Genomic DNA, 15073 nt, shown 5'->3' on the forward strand with positions numbered 1-15073 from the left:
ACGCCGCCGTCGGCGCCGGCCAGGGTGATGACTTATCCCGCCAGGTATTCCACTGCGCCGTCGTCGAGCACCACCCGCGCGTCCACATCGCTGGCGTCGGCGCCGGAAGCCTCGGTGCGGTACACCGCTTTTCCGGGTTCGGTGCGCCAGATCAAGGTGGTCAGCGTCTCACCGGGAAACACCGGTGAGGTGAACCGCGCGGAGATCGAGGTGATCTTGGTGGCGTCGCCCTTGCCCAGCTCGGCAACCAGCGCGCGGCCCGCCACCCCGTAGGTGCACAGCCCATGCATGATCGGCTTGGGAAAACCGGCCATCTCCCGGGCGAACCAGGGATCGCTGTGCAGCGGGTTGCGGTCACCGGAGAGCCGGTAGATCAGCGGCAGATCCTCGCGCGTCGGCAACGGGATTCGCGCGTCGGGCTCGCGGTCGGGAAACTCTGGTGCGGCCGGGCGCTGACCCGGCTTTCCGCCGAAGCCACCGGCGCCGCGGATGACAAGCGTGGTGAGCGTTTCAGCGACCAATGTCCCGGAGTCGGGGTCGGTGCCGCGTCCGCGCAGGACGATGATCGCGTTCTTGCCCTCACCCTTGTCTTGGATGTCGGCCACTTCGGAGACCACGGACAGTTTGCCCGCGGGCTGCAGCGGCTGATAGAGCCGGATGGCCTGCGAGCCGTGTAACAGCATGGCCCAGTTGAAGGTTCCGATCTTCGCCGCAGCGCCAAAGGCGGGACAACAGATCACCGCGTAGGTGGGCAGCACCTGCTGGGTAATGCCGTGGCTGTTCTCCGTGGTGAACGACAGGTCTTCGGTCCCAGCACCAACCCCCAGGGCGTAAAGCAAGGTGTCGCGGTCAGTCCACTCGAACAGCGTCGGTTCTGTCACCGCGCCGATGGCATTGGGGTCGATCGCCATCACGGCCTCCTAATCGGTTGGTAGGGATGGGTTAGCGGTCGGAGGACCAGGATCTGTTCCTGACGAGGTCTGCCGCCGGGTGACGCCTGGTGTCTCCCGTCGTTCGACGACTTGCGAGAGAACGGCGCGCCTGGCGGTAGATCACGCGCCGCGGTGGTGAGATTCCGTTGCCCGAGCCCGCTGCGGGGTTGACTTCCCGAATAGTTGTTCCCGAGCCTTGAGCTCTTCGAAAGAACGAGGTCTTGCGGTGGGCTGGAGTCATGGACGGCTACTGAGATGACGGACCGTCGAGTCCTGCGATTAGGGCGCCGCACAACTCCCCCGGGGACAACAGAATCACCGATTTCAGGAGGGATGCCTTGGCGCTGTTTTGTGGAATTGATTGGGCTACTGATCACCACGATGTCGCGGTCGTCGATGACGACGGGCGTGTGGTGGCGCGCGGACGGGTCGGCAATGACGCGGCCGGCTTTGCGCAGCTGTTGATGCTGCTGGCTGAGGCCGGTGACACCGCTACCCAGCCGATGCCGGTGGGCATCGAAACCGACCGTGGGTTGTGGGTGGCCGCCCTGCGGGAGACCGGGCGGGTGCTTTATCCGATCAACCCGCTGGCGGCCTCGCGGTATCGCGCACGGTATGGGGTGTCGGGGGCCAAATCGGATGCCACCGATGCGGTGCTGCTGGCTAACATCGTGCGCACCGATGCCCGCGCGCATCGGCCGCTGCCAGCCGACACCGGCCTGGCGCAGGCCATCCGGGTGCTGGCCCGAGCTCAGCAAGACGCGGTGTGGTCGCGCCAACAGATCGGCAACCAAATCCGTGATCTGCTGGGCGACTTCTATCCGGCCGCCCTTATCGCCTTTGCCGAGCTGCCCAGCGGGGGTTTGGCCCGCGCCGATGCCCGGGCCATCCTGGCCGCCGCACCGACTCCTACGCAGGCCGCCAAGCTGAGCCCGGCACGGCTGCGCAAGCTGCTGATCAAGGCCGGCCGCCGTCGTGACCTGGATCGTGATGTCGAGCGGCTGCGCCAGATTTTCACCGACACCTACCTGCACCAGCCGCCAGTGGTGGAAAACGCGATGGGGATCCAGCTGGATGCGCTGCTGCGTCAGTTTGACGCCGCCTGTGCGGCGGCCGACGAGTTGGCCGAGGCGGCGAGCGCCCATTTTGAGCTGCACCCGGACGCCGCGATCATCACCAGCTTTCCCGGGCTGGGGAACCTCACCGGTGCCCGGGTGCTGGCCGAGATCGGCGACGACCGGTCCCGTTTCGCCGATGCCCGTGGCTTGAAAGCCTTCGCCGGATCGGCCCCGATCACCCGCGCCAGCGGCAAGAAAACCGTGGTGCTGCATCGGCATATCAAAAACCGGCGCCTGGCCGCTGTGGGTTCGATCTGGGCGCTGGCGTCGTTGCGCAGCTCGCCTGGTGCACGTCGCCACTTCGATGCCCGCCGCGCGGCCGGAGACTGGAACCGCCAAGCCCAACGGCACTTGTTCAACAAGTTTCTCGGCCAGCTTCATCACTGCCTGCAAACCGGCCAACTCTACGACGAACACCGGGCGTTTCCACCTCCTCTCCCGCATGCGGCTTGACTTTCAACTTCCTGAGATGTCTCTCGCTGACGTCTGCAGGGCCGAGGCCATTCCACCAAATCGTTCACGCCGACCCCGCTGACAAGGCAGGCTATCGCCATGGCGAACCGCATCCCCACCGTCATCTGGAAAGCGGCGGCCGCACTCGTCGCGACCATAGCCGTCGGCGCCTGTTCCGGTGGAACACCACACGTGCGCACCATCACCTTGACCTTGGTCCGGCACGCGCAGGCGGAGAACAACGCCGACAAGGTCATCGACACCGACGTGCCCGGTCCCGGCCTCACCCACGACGGCCAGGGGCAGGCCCAGCAGCTGGCCCATCAACTCGCCCGCAACGGCTACGACGGGGTGTACGCCTCCACCATGGTCCGCACACAACAGACCGCCGCACCGCTGGCCGCCGAGCTGGGCAAGCAGGTCGAGATCCTGCCCGGGCTGCGGGAGATCGACGCCGGCTGGTATGACGGCAAGCCGCAGTCAATGGCCGACTCGACGTACCTGCTGGCGCCGAAAGACTGGCTGAACGGCGATCGCAAAGACGCCATCCCGGGGTCGATCGACGGCAACCGATTCAACAACGAGTTCAGTGCGGCGGTCCAGAAGATCTACGACAGCGGCAACAGCAAGCCGATCGCGTTCTCGCACGGCTACGCGATCATGGTGTGGACGCTGATGAATGCCAAGAACGGCCGCGACAGCCTGATGACCGAGCATCCACTGCCCGTCATCGGCAAGGTCGTGCTCACCGGCAGCCCGGCCACCGGCTGGACACTGGTGGATTGGGACGGCATCCGCCAATTCAACTAGCGCCTCGGTGGACGACCACGTCACACGCGGTTGACGTTGCCGGGCGCGACCGGCCAGGATGGCTGGCATGCGATATGTCGTTACCGGCGGTACCGGGTTTATCGGGCGGCGGGTCGTATCACGCCTGCTGGACACCCGGCCGGACGCCGAGGTGTGGGTGCTGGTGCGCCGCCCGTCACTGAGCCGCTTCGAACAACTGGCCGCCGACTGGGGTGAGCGGGCAAAGCCGCTCGTCGGTGACCTGACCGCGGCCGGCCTGGGCCTGACCGACCGCGCGGTGGCCGAGCTGGGAAACGTCGACCATGTGGTGCACTGCGCTGCCGTCTATGACATCACCGCCGGCGAGCCCGAGCAGCGCGCCGCCAACGTCGAGGGCACCCGGGCGGTGATCGAGCTGGCACGCCGGCTCGACGCAACCTTGCATCACGTGTCGTCGATCGCCGTGGCCGGCGAGTTCCGCGGCGAGTACACCGAAGCCGATTTCGACGTCGGTCAGCTGCTGCCGACGCCGTATCACCAGACCAAGTTCGAAGCCGAACTGCTGGTGCGCTCGACGAAGGGGCTGCGTTACCGCGTGTACCGCCCGGCGGTGGTGGTCGGCGACTCGCGCACCGGGGAGATGGACAAGATCGACGGCCCCTACTACTTCTTTCCACTGCTGGCCAAGCTGGCGGCGCTGCCAAGGTTTACCCCGATCATGTTGCCGGACATCGGGCGCACCAACATCGTCCCGGTCGACTTCGTCGTCAACGCGATAGTGGAACTGATACACGCCGACGGTCGCGACGGGCAGACGTTCCACCTGACCGCACCGAAAACCATTGGACTGCATGGCATCTACCGCGGCATCGCCGACGCCGCCGGGCTTCCGCCGCTGCGCGGCTCGCTGCCCCGCTCGGCGGCCGCACCGCTGTTGAAGGTACGCGGCCGCGCCAAGGTGGCGCGCAACATGGTGGCCGCTCAGTTGGGCATTCCGGGCGAGGTCCTCGACGTCGTCGACCTGAAACCCACGTTCATCTCTGACGAGACACGGAAAGTGTTGCGCGACAGCGGTATCGACGTACCCGAGTTTGCGACATACGCGCCCAGGCTGTGGCGGTACTGGGCCGAGCACCTCGACCCGGACCGGGCCCGTCGAGGCGACCCCGGCGGGCCGCTGGTGGGCGGCACGTCATCATCACCGGCGCTTCCAGCGGGATCGGCCGGGCCTCGGCGATCGCGGTGGCCGCACGGGGAGCGACGGTATTCGCGCTGGCACGCAACGCCGAGGCGCTCGACGAACTGGTCGCCGAGATCCGCGCGGCCGGGGGTCAGGCCTACGCCTTCACCTGCGATGTCACCGACTCTGCGTCGGTGGAGCACACCGTCAAGGACATCTTGGGCCGGTTCGACCACGTCGACTACCTGGTCAACAATGCCGGCCGGTCGATCCGCCGCTCAGTGGCCAACGCATGCGACCGGCTGCACGACTACGAGCGCATGATGGCGGTCAACTACTTCGGCGCGGTGCGAATGGTGCTGGCGCTGCTGCCGCACTGGCGTGAGCGCCGGTTCGGCCACGTCGTCAATATCTCCAGCGGCGGTGTGCAAGCCCGCAGCCCCCGATACAGCGCGTACCTGCCGAGCAAGGCCGCGCTCGACGCGTTCGCCGACGTCGTTTCCACCGAGACGTTGTCGGACCACATCACGTTCACCAACATCCACATGCCTTTGGTGGCCACGCCGATGATCGTGCCGTCGCGGCGGCTCAACCCCGTGCCGCCGATCAGTGCCGAGCATGCCGCGGCGATGGTGGTGCGCGCGCTGATCGAAAAGCCCGCGCGCATCGACACCCCACTCGGTACGCTCGCCGAGACCGGCCACTACGTCGCACCGAAGCTCTCGCGGCGGATCCTGCATCAGCTGTATCTGGGCTACCCGGATTCACCGGCGGCACGCGGGCTGGCACCGCCCGAACCGGTTGCCGCACAGGGATCTTCGCGACGTAGACCCCGCCGTCCGGTCCGAGCCGTGAGCCGCATGCGGGCGCCTCGACCGCTCAAACGGGCGGTGCGGCTGGTGCCAGGCCTGCACTGGTAGCGCTGTTCGACGTTTAGCCCCAGGGCCTTCCAGGTATCCCGGCGGGATGCGGGCAGACCGGTTGATCGCGTCCGTGGGTGTCTGCGTGATACCTGGGGCCGAACTGGTAAGGCGCCTGGGCGTCGGCGGCGACGGGTGGGCCCGGTTCGCCGCGCATTGGGAGGACCTGGCGCCGGACCGTTACGCAGCCGAGCTGGGCCAGTGCCGTCTGCGCCGCTACGGTCGCTATTGGTTGCGTGACGGGGTCGCGGCGCCGATGCCCACCGGCGCCTTTGTCCAGCCGCAGGAGTCCAACCCGCTCTACATCGACCGGGATCGCCATTTCGAGCCGCTGACCGACGCGTTTGCGCGTGATCCCGTGCTGTCGAGGTTGCTGACGTTGCTGGGCCAGTTCGCCTGTGCTCTCGAGCGTGTTCCCGAGTGGAACGTCAAGGTGCACCCGTTCCGGGTGGTCGCATCGGGCGACAGGGCAGCACAGCCCACACCGGAAGGGCTGCACCGCGACGGGGTGACGCTCGTCAGCTCGCTGCTGGTCGGGCGGCGCAACGCTATCGGGGGTGAGAGCTCGGTAGTTGACGTGGCGGGCCGTGGGCTGCTGACGACGACGCTCTGCGAGCCTGGCACGCTGCTGCTGGTCGACGACCGGCGAACAATGCACGCGGTCTCGCCGATCCGGCCGCGCGACCGCGCCGCGCCCGCGCAGCGCGACGTGCTGGTCATCACCTTTGCTCCGACCTAGCCGGCGCCCGGTATCGTTGCCGTGATGAACGCAGTGTCACCGGTTTTCGCCGACGTCGACACCGGCGTGGACGACGCGATCGCACTGGTCTACCTGCTGGCTAGCCCGGACGCCGAGCTGGTCGGCATCGCCTCCACAGGAGGAAACGTTGCGGTAGACCAGGTTTGCGTCAATAACCTCGGTCTGCTCGAGCTGTGCCGAGCCGACGACGTGCCGGTGTCCAAAGGCGCCGACCAGCCGCTGGGTTGTCCGTTGAGTACACCCGGGAAAGCTCACGGCCCCAACGGCTTAGGGTATGCCGAGGTGCCGCCGAGCAAGCGCCGGCTCACGGGTTACGACGCCGCGACCGCGTGGGTGCGGGCAGCGCGGGCCCATCCCGGGGAGTTGATCGGGGTGGCCACCGGCCCGCTGACCAACCTGGCACTGGCCCTGCGCGCCGAGCCGGCGCTGCCGACCCTGCTACGCCGGCTGGTGATCATGGGCGGTGCCTACGACTACCGGGGTAACACCAATCCGGTGGCCGAGTGGAACATCAAAGTGGACCCCGAGGCCGCGGCCGAAGTCTTCGCCGGCTGGGCCGTTGAGCCGCAACACCTTCCGATTCTGTGCGGGTTGGACTTGACCCGGCACATCGCGATGACCCCGGAGATTCTGGCGAAACTGGCGGCGGCCGCAGGCACGACCACGACGGTGATGAGCGCAGACGACGAGCGCGGCACCCGCTCGTCGGCATCCAATCCGCTGATCCGGGTGATCGAAGACGCGATGCGGTTCTACTTCGAATCCCACGTAGACCACGGCCATGGCTACCTGGCCTACCTGCACGATCCGCTGGCCGCCGCGGTCGCGCTGGACCCCGACCTGATACGGACGCAGCCAGCCACGGTCGACGTCGAACTCGCCGGGACACTGACCCGCGGCATGACGGTGACCGACTGGTCGGGCAGTTGGTGCCGAAAACCGAACGCGCTCATCGGTGTTGGTGTCGATCCGGCGGAGTTCTTCGAGCGGCTCATCGACCGGGTCGGGCGGTTCGCGCGGCGGCTGGGTTGAGTGCGCTACCCGGCTCGCCGGACGTGAATCACGCTACTCGTAGATTCCCTCCAGATACCACCGCCTTTGCCGGTAGCACAGCAGCAGCGCACGCTCGCTCTCGAGCAACACCTGCATGCGGGCGGTGCGGCCCCTGGCCTGCTCTGGATCCCACCACCGCTCGTCGACCGGCCAGGGTCCGGCCCACCACCGCAGCCTGTCGTCACAACCGTGCGCGGTCAGCCGTGCCGGATCAGCCGAGAACAGCCCCCGGTTGGTCACCCGCACCGGATTTCCCTGGGCGTCAAGCAGTTCCACCGGATCGTCGAGCAGCACCGTCGGCGACGGCTCGGGCAGCTGACCGGGCCATGGCCGGCGTGGGTCGGCCCGGGCCACCGGCTCGTCGCCCAGCGGCGTCAGCGTGATGCGTTCGGCGGGCCCGCGACCGCCGGACAGCACCGGCACCTGCACCGCCTCCGGGCCGAGCAGCCCCTGCACCCGCACCAGCGCCCGGCGCGCCCGCAGCCTGTCTTCCTCACCGAGACCGCCCCATAACGGCAACTGCAGCGCCTCGGCGGACACCACCTCGATCGGCTGCAGCCGCAACAGCGTCACCGGCGCGGTGGGCCGCTCGTCGGCGGTCCGGTTGTTCAGCCACCCGTCGAGCTGCCAGCGCACCCGGTCGGCGGTGGCATCCTCGGTCAGCGGCTCGGCACACCGCCATACCCGTTGCAGCTCTTCGCCGTTGGCGGTGACGGCGTTGATGGCCAGCCGGGTGCAGCCCACCCCGGCGGCCATCAACGTTTGATGCAGCGTGGCGGCCAGCGAGCGCCCGGCGAAGGCCGCGGCGTCGACGCGGTCGATCGGCGGATCGCAGGGCAGCACGGCGTCGAGATCCGGCGGCGGCTCACGCCCGCACGGCGGGCGCTCCGGCTCTCCGCGGGCGAATCGGTGCGCGGCCACCGCGTCGGCGCCGAATCGGGATGCCACGTCGGTGCGCGGCAGCGCAGCGAACTGCCCGATGGTGCGAATTCCCATCCGCCACAACAGGTCTACCAGTTCTTCTCGGCCCGGGCCGGACAGGCTGGGCTCGGCGGCCAGTTGACGGATCGACAGCGCCGACAAAAATCGCGCGTCTTCTCCCGGCCCCACAATCCGGCCCGCCCGCGCGGCGAAGACTGCGGTGGACAACTGGTCGGCGACGCCGACCTGACACTCGGCACCGGCCGCTGAACTCACGGCCACCGCGTCGATCAGCCGCTCGGCCACCTGCTGCTCGGAGCCGAAATAGCGAGCCGCCCCGCGCACCGACAACACCACCAGCCCAGGCCGCAGCACCTCGGCGCCGGGCACCAGATCGTCCACCGCCGCGATCACCCGCTCGAACAAGCGGGCATCGCGGTCGGTGTCTGCGGCGACGACGTGCAGTTGCGGGCAGCGGGCCGTCGCCTCCCGCCGCCGCAGCCCCCGCACCACGCCCGCCGACCGGGCCGCCGACGAGCAGGCGATCACCCGGTTGGCCAGGGTGACCGCGACCGGGGCCGTCGCGGGTAGGCCTGCGGCCGCCGCCGCGGCGACCGCAGGCCAGTCCATGCACCAGATCGCCAGCACCCGGGAGGACACCGCCCCACCTCACCCGGTCCGCGCCCTGATTGCGCGCCCCTGTGTGCTCACGTCGAGCCGCACCCTGCTGATCCGACCGAAACCAGGTGCGCCACAGGTGGTTTCGTAACCACAGACCCGGGCCTCCAGCCGCATCGACGCCCCATGCCAATCGCCGTCGGTGACCAGCAGGGTGCAGCCTTTCTGACGGGCGCGGGCCGTTACCGCCCGTGCCCGGGTCAACGACACCGACCGTCCACCTAGGCCCAGGACGACCAGATCCATTCCGTCCATGAGTACCGCGGCGACCTCCACCGGATCGGTCCCGGGATCGGGGATCACCGCGAGCCGGCTTAGGTCCGCCCCCATCTCCACCGCGGCCAGCAAACCGATGTCCGGCTGGCCGACGATGGCCGCGTTCCCGCCGGCGGCCGTCACCGCGGCCACCATCCCCAGCAGCAGCGACCGGGCTCCCGAGACCACCGCGACCGTTCCACGCGGCAGCGCGCCAGGCAGCGTCTTGGCCAGCAGCTGCGGGATAGGAAGCGTGGTTTCCGACTCCGGCAGCCAGTCCCTCGACTCGCCCTTCCCGGACACCGCCGCCATCTGTCGACGCAGCAGTTTCAGCTGCTCAGCACGGTCTTGCACGGCAACCGCTGACATAGACAACACTCACTGACTCTCGAATGTATGTTCGATTATCCGTGAGTCAACACCCGCCCACCGACAACCGTCAAGCAACGACAGGGGCCGCTTTATGCCATCGATACAGGTGGGGCAAATGGTGTTCCTGTGGGCTGGCGGCGCGCGAGTCCCTTCGGCGTGCCATCGCGACCAGTTAAAGGTCGCGAAAGCCCGTTACTCCCATTCGATCGTGGCCGGCGGCTTGCTGGTGATGTCCAGCACCACGCGGTTGACCTCGGCGACCTCGTTGGTGATCCGGGTGGAGATGCGCTCCAGCACGTCGTAGGGCACCCGGGTCCAGTCGGCGGTCATGGCGTCTTCGCTTGACACCGGGCGCAACACGATCGGGTGCCCGTAGGTGCGGTCGTCGCCCTGCACCCCGACCGAGCGGATGTCGGCCAGCAGCACCACCGGGCACTGCCAGATCTGGCCGTCCAGCCCCGCCGCGGTCAACTCCTCGCGCGCGATCGCGTCGGCGCGCCGCAGGACGTCCAGCCGCGCCGCAGTAACCTCGCCCACGATCCGAACCGCCAGACCTGGACCCGGAAACGGTTGGCGCGCAACGATTTCCTCGGGCAGCCCCAATTCCCGCCCGACCGCGCGCACCTCGTCTTTGAACAGCAGCCGCAGCGGCTCGACGAGTTTGAACTTCAGGTCGCCGGGCAGCCCACCGACGTTGTGGTGGCTCTTGATGTTGGCCGCACCGGCGCCGCCGCCGGATTCCACCACGTCCGGGTACAGGGTGCCCTGCACCAAGAACTCGACCTCGGTATCGCGGGACATCAGGTCACGCACGGCGCCCTCGAAGGCCCGGATGAATTGCCGGCCGATGATCTTGCGCTTGCCCTCGGGGTTGGTCACCCCGGTCAGCGCCTCGAGGAAGGTCGCCGCCGCGTCGACGGTGACCAGGTTGGCGCCGGTGGCGGCGACGAAATCGCGCTGCACTTGTGCGCGTTCCCCGGCGCGCAGCAGCCCGTGGTCGACGAACACACACGTCAACTTCTCGCCGATCGCGCGCTGCACCAGCGCCGCGGCGACGGCCGAATCCACCCCGCCGGACAGGCCGCAGATCGCATGCCCCTGACCGATCTGGCCCCGCACCTGTTCGATGAGCGTGTCGGCAATGTTGGCGGGCGTCCATTCCGCGCCGATGCCGGCGAACTCGTGCAGAAACCGGCTCAGTACCTGTTGCCCGTGCGGGCTGTGCATCACCTCGGGGTGGTATTGCACGCCCGCCAGCCGCCGGGCCCGGTCCTCGAAGGCGGCCACCGGGGAACCCGCGCTGGTGGCCACCACGGCGAATCCCTGCGGTGCGGCGGTGACGGCGTCGCCGTGGCTCATCCACACCGGCTGGGTAGCCGGCAGGTCGGCGTGCAGGTCGCCGCCGGTGACGGTCAGCTCGGTGCGGCCGTACTCACTGGTGCCAGTGCGTGCGACGGTCCCGCCGAGGGTCTGCGCCATGGCCTGAAAGCCGTAACAGATACCGAACACCGGGACGTTCAAGTCGAAGAGCGCCGGGTCGAGCTGCGGGGCGCCCTCGGCGTAGACGCTGGCCGGTCCGCCGGAGAGCACGATCGCCTGGGGGTCGCGCGCCTTGATTTCTTCCACCGTGGCGGTGTGCGGGATGACCTCCGAGAACACCCGCGCTTCGCGCACCCGTCGGGCGATCAACTGCGCATACTGCGCGCCGAAGTCGACCACCAGCACGGGCCGAGGAGATGCGGATTCCACCGGATCAGTCTAGGTGCGCCACGACACCCGACCGTGCTGAAGCATCGAGTTGGGTCGTGCGCGCGAAAGCGCCGCCTGGGGATGCGTGGCATGGTGAAGTGGTATCGCCGTGGATTGCCCTCAGCCGGAAGCGAGGTGGCCTGTGCTGGGTCTGCCAGATGCGGTGCACGCGTGTCTGTTCGACCTTGACGGTGTGCTGACCGACACCGCCAGCGTGCACACTAAGGCCTGGAAAGCCATGTTCGACGAGTATCTTCGCCAGCGTGCCGAACGCACCGGCGAAGAGTTCGTACCGTTCGATCCAGGCGCGGACTACCGTCAATACGTCGACGGTAAGAAACGCGAAGACGGGGTCCGCTCGTTTTTGGCCAGCCGAGGTATCGAATTACCCGAAGGCAGCCCGGATGATCCCCCCGACGCCGAAACCGTTTGCGGCCTGGGCAACCGCAAAAACGAAGCCTTTCAACAGACTATGCGGCAAGACGGTGTCGAGGTGTTCGACGGCTCCCGGCGCTACCTGGAGGCGGTCGCCGACGCCGGTCTCGGCATCGCGGTTGTGTCGTCGAGCGCCAACACCCGAGACGTGCTCAAACTCACCGGGCTCGACCGGTTCGTCCAGCAGCTGGTCGACGGCGTGACCTTGCAAGAGGAACACCTCGCCGGCAAGCCGGCCCCGGATTCCTTCCTGCGGGCCGCCGAACTGCTCGGCGTCGCGCCGCAAGAGGCTGCGGTGTTCGAGGACGCCCTGTCCGGCGTGGCCGCCGGCCGCGCGGGAAACTTCGGTTATGTCGTGGGGATCGACCGGCTGGGCCATGCGGAGGACTTGCGCCGCAACGGTGCCGACGTCGTCGTCACCGACCTCGCGGAACTGCTGTAGGGAACGATCATGATCACTGAAGAAGCCTTTCCCGTCGAACCCTGGCAGGTTCGCGAAACCCGGTTGGACTTCAACCTGTTGGCCCAGTCGGAGTCGCTGTTCGCGCTGTCGAACGGGCATATCGGATTGCGCGGCAACCTCGACGAAGGTGAGCCACACGGCCTGCCCGGCACCTACCTCAACTCGTTTTACGAAGTGCGGCCGCTGCCTTACGCCGAGGCGGGATACGGGTACCCGGAGGCCGGGCAGACCATCGTCGACGTCACCAACGGCAAGATCATCCGGCTGCTGGTCGATGACGAACCGTTCGACGTCCGCTACGGCGAGCTGATCGACCATGAGCGCGCTCTCGACTTGCGGGCCGGCACGCTGACCCGGCGTGCGCACTGGCGTTCACCCGCGGGCAAGCAGGTGAAGGTGGTGTCGACCCGGCTGGTGTCGCTGGCCCAGCGCAGCGTGGCAGCCATCGAGTACGTGGTCGAGGCGATCGACGAATTCACCCGCGTAACAGTGCAATCCGAACTTGTCGCCAACGAAGACCTGCCGCAGACCTCCGGCGATCCGCGGGTCGCGGCGGTACTGGACAATCCGCTGGAGGCGGTCGAGCAGGACAGCTCCGAACGGCGAGCGATGCTGATGCATCGCACCCGGGCCAGCGGACTGATGATGTCCGCCGTGATGGACCATGAAATCGACGTGCCGGGGCGAGTCGAGTTCGACACCGAAACCCGTCCGGATCTGGCGCGCACCACCGTGATCTGCGGGCTTCGTCCCGGGCAGAGACTGCGCATCGTGAAATACCTGGCGTATGGGTGGTCGAGTCTGCGGTCCCGCCCGGCGCTGCGCGACCAGGCCGTGGCCGCGCTGACCAGCGCCCGCTACAGCGGATGGCAGGGACTGCTCGACGCCCAGCGCAAATACCTCGACGAGTTCTGGGACAGCGCCGACGTCGAGGTCGAGGGCGACCCGGTTATCCAGCAGGCGGTGCGGTTCGGGCTTTTCCACATCCTGCAAGCCAGCGCCCGCGCCGAGGTTCGTGCGATCCCGGGCAAGGGACTCACCGGCAGCGGCTATGACGGCCACGCCTTTTGGGACACCGAGGGATTCGTTCTTCCCGTGCTCACCTACACCGCGCCCCATGCGGCAGCCGACGCCCTGCGCTGGCGTGCAGCCACCCTGGACCTGGCCCGAGAGCGGGCGGCGGTCCTCGATCTGCAGGGCGCGGCGTTTCCGTGGCGGACGATCCGCGGCCAGGAGTGCTCGGGGTACTGGCCGGCCGGCACGGCGGCCTTTCACGTCAACGCCGACATCGCAGCGGCGTTCGAGCGCTACCGCATCGTCACCGGCGACGAGTCGCTGGAGGAAGAGTGCGGCCTGGAGGTGCTGATCGAAACCGCCCGACTGTGGCGGTCGCTCGGCCACCACGACCGGCACGGCGTCTGGCACCTCGACGGCGTCACCGGTCCCGACGAGTACACCGCGGTCGTGCGCGACAACGTGTTCACGAATCTGATGGCGGCACACAACCTGCGCGTCGCCGCCGAGGCGTGCGCTCGCCACCCCGAGAAGGCGCGCGCGATGGGGGTCAGCACCGAGGAGACCGCCGCCTGGCGCGACGCGGCCAACGCCGCACACATCCCTTACGACGAGGAACTCGGGGTGCACCAGCAGTGCGAGGGCTTCACGACGTTCGCCGAGTGGGACTTCGACAAGAATGCGACGTACCCGCTGCTGCTGCACGCGCCGTATGTGCGGCTCTACCCGGCGCAGGTGATCAAGCAGGCCGACCTGGTGCTGGCGATGCAGTGGCAGAGCCACGCGTTCACGCCCGAACAGAAGGCGCGCAATGTCGACTATTACGAGCGGCGGACCGTGCGCGACTCGTCGCTGTCGGCATGCACCCAGGCGGTGATGTGCGCCGAGGTGGGCCATTTGGAGCTGGCCCACGACTACGCCTACGAGGCGGCCCTGATCGACCTGCGCGACCTGCACGCCAACACCCGCGACGGGCTGCACATGGCGTCGTTGGCCGGGGCCTGGACCGCGCTGGTCGGCGGCTTCGGGGGCTTGCGCGACGACGAGGGTATCCTCTCGCTCGACCCGCAGCTGCCCGATGCCATCGCGTGCCTGCGGTTCCGGTTGCGCTGGAGAGGATTTCGGGTCAGCGTGTGCGCCACCCACGAAGACGTCACCTACACGTTGCGCGACGGGCCTGGCGGCGAGCTGAGGATCCGCCATGCCGGCGAGGAGCTCAAGCTCAGTACTGAAGCACCGACGACCGTCCCGGTGCGGATCCGAGAACCACTGCTGCCACCGCCGCCGCAGCCCCCCGGCCGCGAACCGGTCCACCGGCGCACCGTGGCCTCACGCCGACTTCAGCCTCAGCCCAGCTCGTCGGCCCGGGCAGCAGTCAGCTAACGGACGGCGGCTCGATGATCCGGGCCACCTCGGCGGCCACTGCCTGCCGCAGCTGCTCGTCGGTCATCTCGTCGATACCTGCCGCGGACCGCAAGAACGGCTCGAACAACCGCCAACCCAGTTGCAGGGCAACGGCGTTGGCGACGGCCAACCGGGCCTCGCGGTCGCTGTGGTGTCGGGGTCGCACCTGATCCAGCAGCTGCGAGACGCCGGGAAACCGGCTCTGCAACTGCCCGGCCGGATAACCGTCGAGCAGGGCGCGGGCCATCACCCGCATATGCCGGTCGAACGCCCGCTCCACCTCGGTCGCCGGCGCGCCGCTCTGCAGCAACGTGGTCGTGGTCGTACCCAGGTGATCGAGCACGGCCCCGACCAACCGTTCCTTGGTGCCGAAATGGCGAAACACCAAGCCGTGGTTCACCTTCGAGCGGGCGGCGATGTCACGGATCGAGGTCGCTGCCGGTCCGCGCTCGGCGAACAGGTCGGCCGCGGCCACCAGGATCGCGGCCGCAACCTGTTCGCGCCCCACCGGCACCCGGCCTCGTTTACCTGTTGACACCGGTGTAGTCATATGACTACAGTAGCGTATGTAGTCAAT

At 68.2% G+C, this 15073-nt stretch carries 10 protein-coding genes and 2 pseudogenes; 7 read left to right on the forward strand and 5 right to left on the reverse strand.

Annotation, left to right across the window (positions count from 1 at the left end; translation table 11 throughout):
• Positions 1-32: 32 nt before the first annotated feature.
• On the reverse strand, positions 33-911 hold the full coding sequence (locus MYXE_RS18440; protein ID WP_085196295.1) for a MaoC/PaaZ C-terminal domain-containing protein: 879 nt from the start codon (positions 909-911) through the stop codon (positions 33-35).
• Positions 912-1276: 365 nt separating this feature from the next.
• Here MYXE_RS18440 and MYXE_RS18445 point away from each other — a divergent pair, with 365 nt between their 5' ends.
• The 5 genes and pseudogenes from MYXE_RS18445 to MYXE_RS18465 all read left to right on the forward strand — a co-directional run bounded on the left by MYXE_RS18445 (position 1277) and on the right by MYXE_RS18465 (position 7184).
• Entirely contained in the window at positions 1277-2503 is a 1227-nt protein-coding gene (locus MYXE_RS18445; RefSeq protein WP_172468616.1) for an IS110 family RNA-guided transposase, read from the forward strand.
• A gap of 99 nt (positions 2504-2602) precedes the next feature.
• Positions 2603-3313: a histidine phosphatase family protein gene (locus MYXE_RS18450; protein ID WP_085193050.1), complete on the forward strand. Its 711-nt coding sequence runs from the start codon at positions 2603-2605 to the stop codon at positions 3311-3313.
• A gap of 67 nt (positions 3314-3380) precedes the next feature.
• Positions 3381-5392, forward strand: a pseudogene (locus MYXE_RS18455) (SDR family oxidoreductase).
• 46 nt (positions 5393-5438) lie between these two features.
• Entirely contained in the window at positions 5439-6131 is a 693-nt protein-coding gene (locus MYXE_RS18460) for a 2OG-Fe dioxygenase family protein (protein ID WP_085193049.1), read from the forward strand.
• Between the two features lie 24 nt (positions 6132-6155).
• Positions 6156-7184 (forward strand): nucleoside hydrolase, encoded by a 1029-nt coding sequence (locus MYXE_RS18465; RefSeq protein WP_039889495.1) that lies wholly within the window; start codon positions 6156-6158, stop codon positions 7182-7184.
• A gap of 33 nt (positions 7185-7217) precedes the next feature.
• Here the strand turns inward: MYXE_RS18465 and MYXE_RS18470 are convergent, their stop codons facing one another.
• The 3 genes from MYXE_RS18470 to guaA all read right to left on the reverse strand — a co-directional run bounded on the left by MYXE_RS18470 (position 7218) and on the right by guaA (position 11180).
• Positions 7218-8756: a DNA polymerase Y family protein gene (locus tag MYXE_RS18470; RefSeq protein ID WP_003919226.1), complete on the reverse strand. Its 1539-nt coding sequence runs from the start codon at positions 8754-8756 to the stop codon at positions 7218-7220.
• 39 nt (positions 8757-8795) lie between these two features.
• Positions 8796-9428, reverse strand: coding sequence for a hypothetical protein (locus MYXE_RS18475; protein ID WP_003919227.1), 633 nt, complete (start codon positions 9426-9428; stop codon positions 8796-8798).
• A gap of 195 nt (positions 9429-9623) precedes the next feature.
• Positions 9624-11180 carry a glutamine-hydrolyzing GMP synthase gene (gene guaA / locus MYXE_RS18480; RefSeq protein ID WP_003919228.1) on the reverse strand — a complete coding sequence of 519 codons (1557 nt, stop codon included), beginning with the start codon at positions 11178-11180 and terminating at the stop codon, positions 9624-9626.
• A 90-nt stretch (positions 11181-11270) separates the two neighbouring features.
• Here guaA and MYXE_RS18485 point away from each other — a divergent pair.
• Positions 11271-12057, forward strand: a pseudogene (locus tag MYXE_RS18485) (beta-phosphoglucomutase family hydrolase).
• 9 nt (positions 12058-12066) lie between these two features.
• A complete protein-coding gene (locus MYXE_RS18490; RefSeq protein WP_085193048.1) occupies positions 12067-14475 on the forward strand; it encodes a glycoside hydrolase family 65 protein in 2409 nt (802 codons plus the stop codon).
• On the opposite strand, the gene MYXE_RS18495 is transcribed toward MYXE_RS18490, so the two are convergent.
• Positions 14468-15046, reverse strand: a complete 579-nt coding sequence (locus MYXE_RS18495) for a TetR/AcrR family transcriptional regulator (protein WP_085193047.1) — start codon at positions 15044-15046, stop codon at positions 14468-14470. The genes MYXE_RS18490 and MYXE_RS18495 overlap by 8 nt on opposite strands.
• Positions 15047-15073: the final 27 nt, after the last annotated feature.

The sequence above is a fragment of the Mycobacterium xenopi genome (genome assembly GCF_009936235.1).
Classification (GTDB): Bacteria; Actinomycetota; Actinomycetes; order Mycobacteriales; family Mycobacteriaceae; genus Mycobacterium; species Mycobacterium xenopi.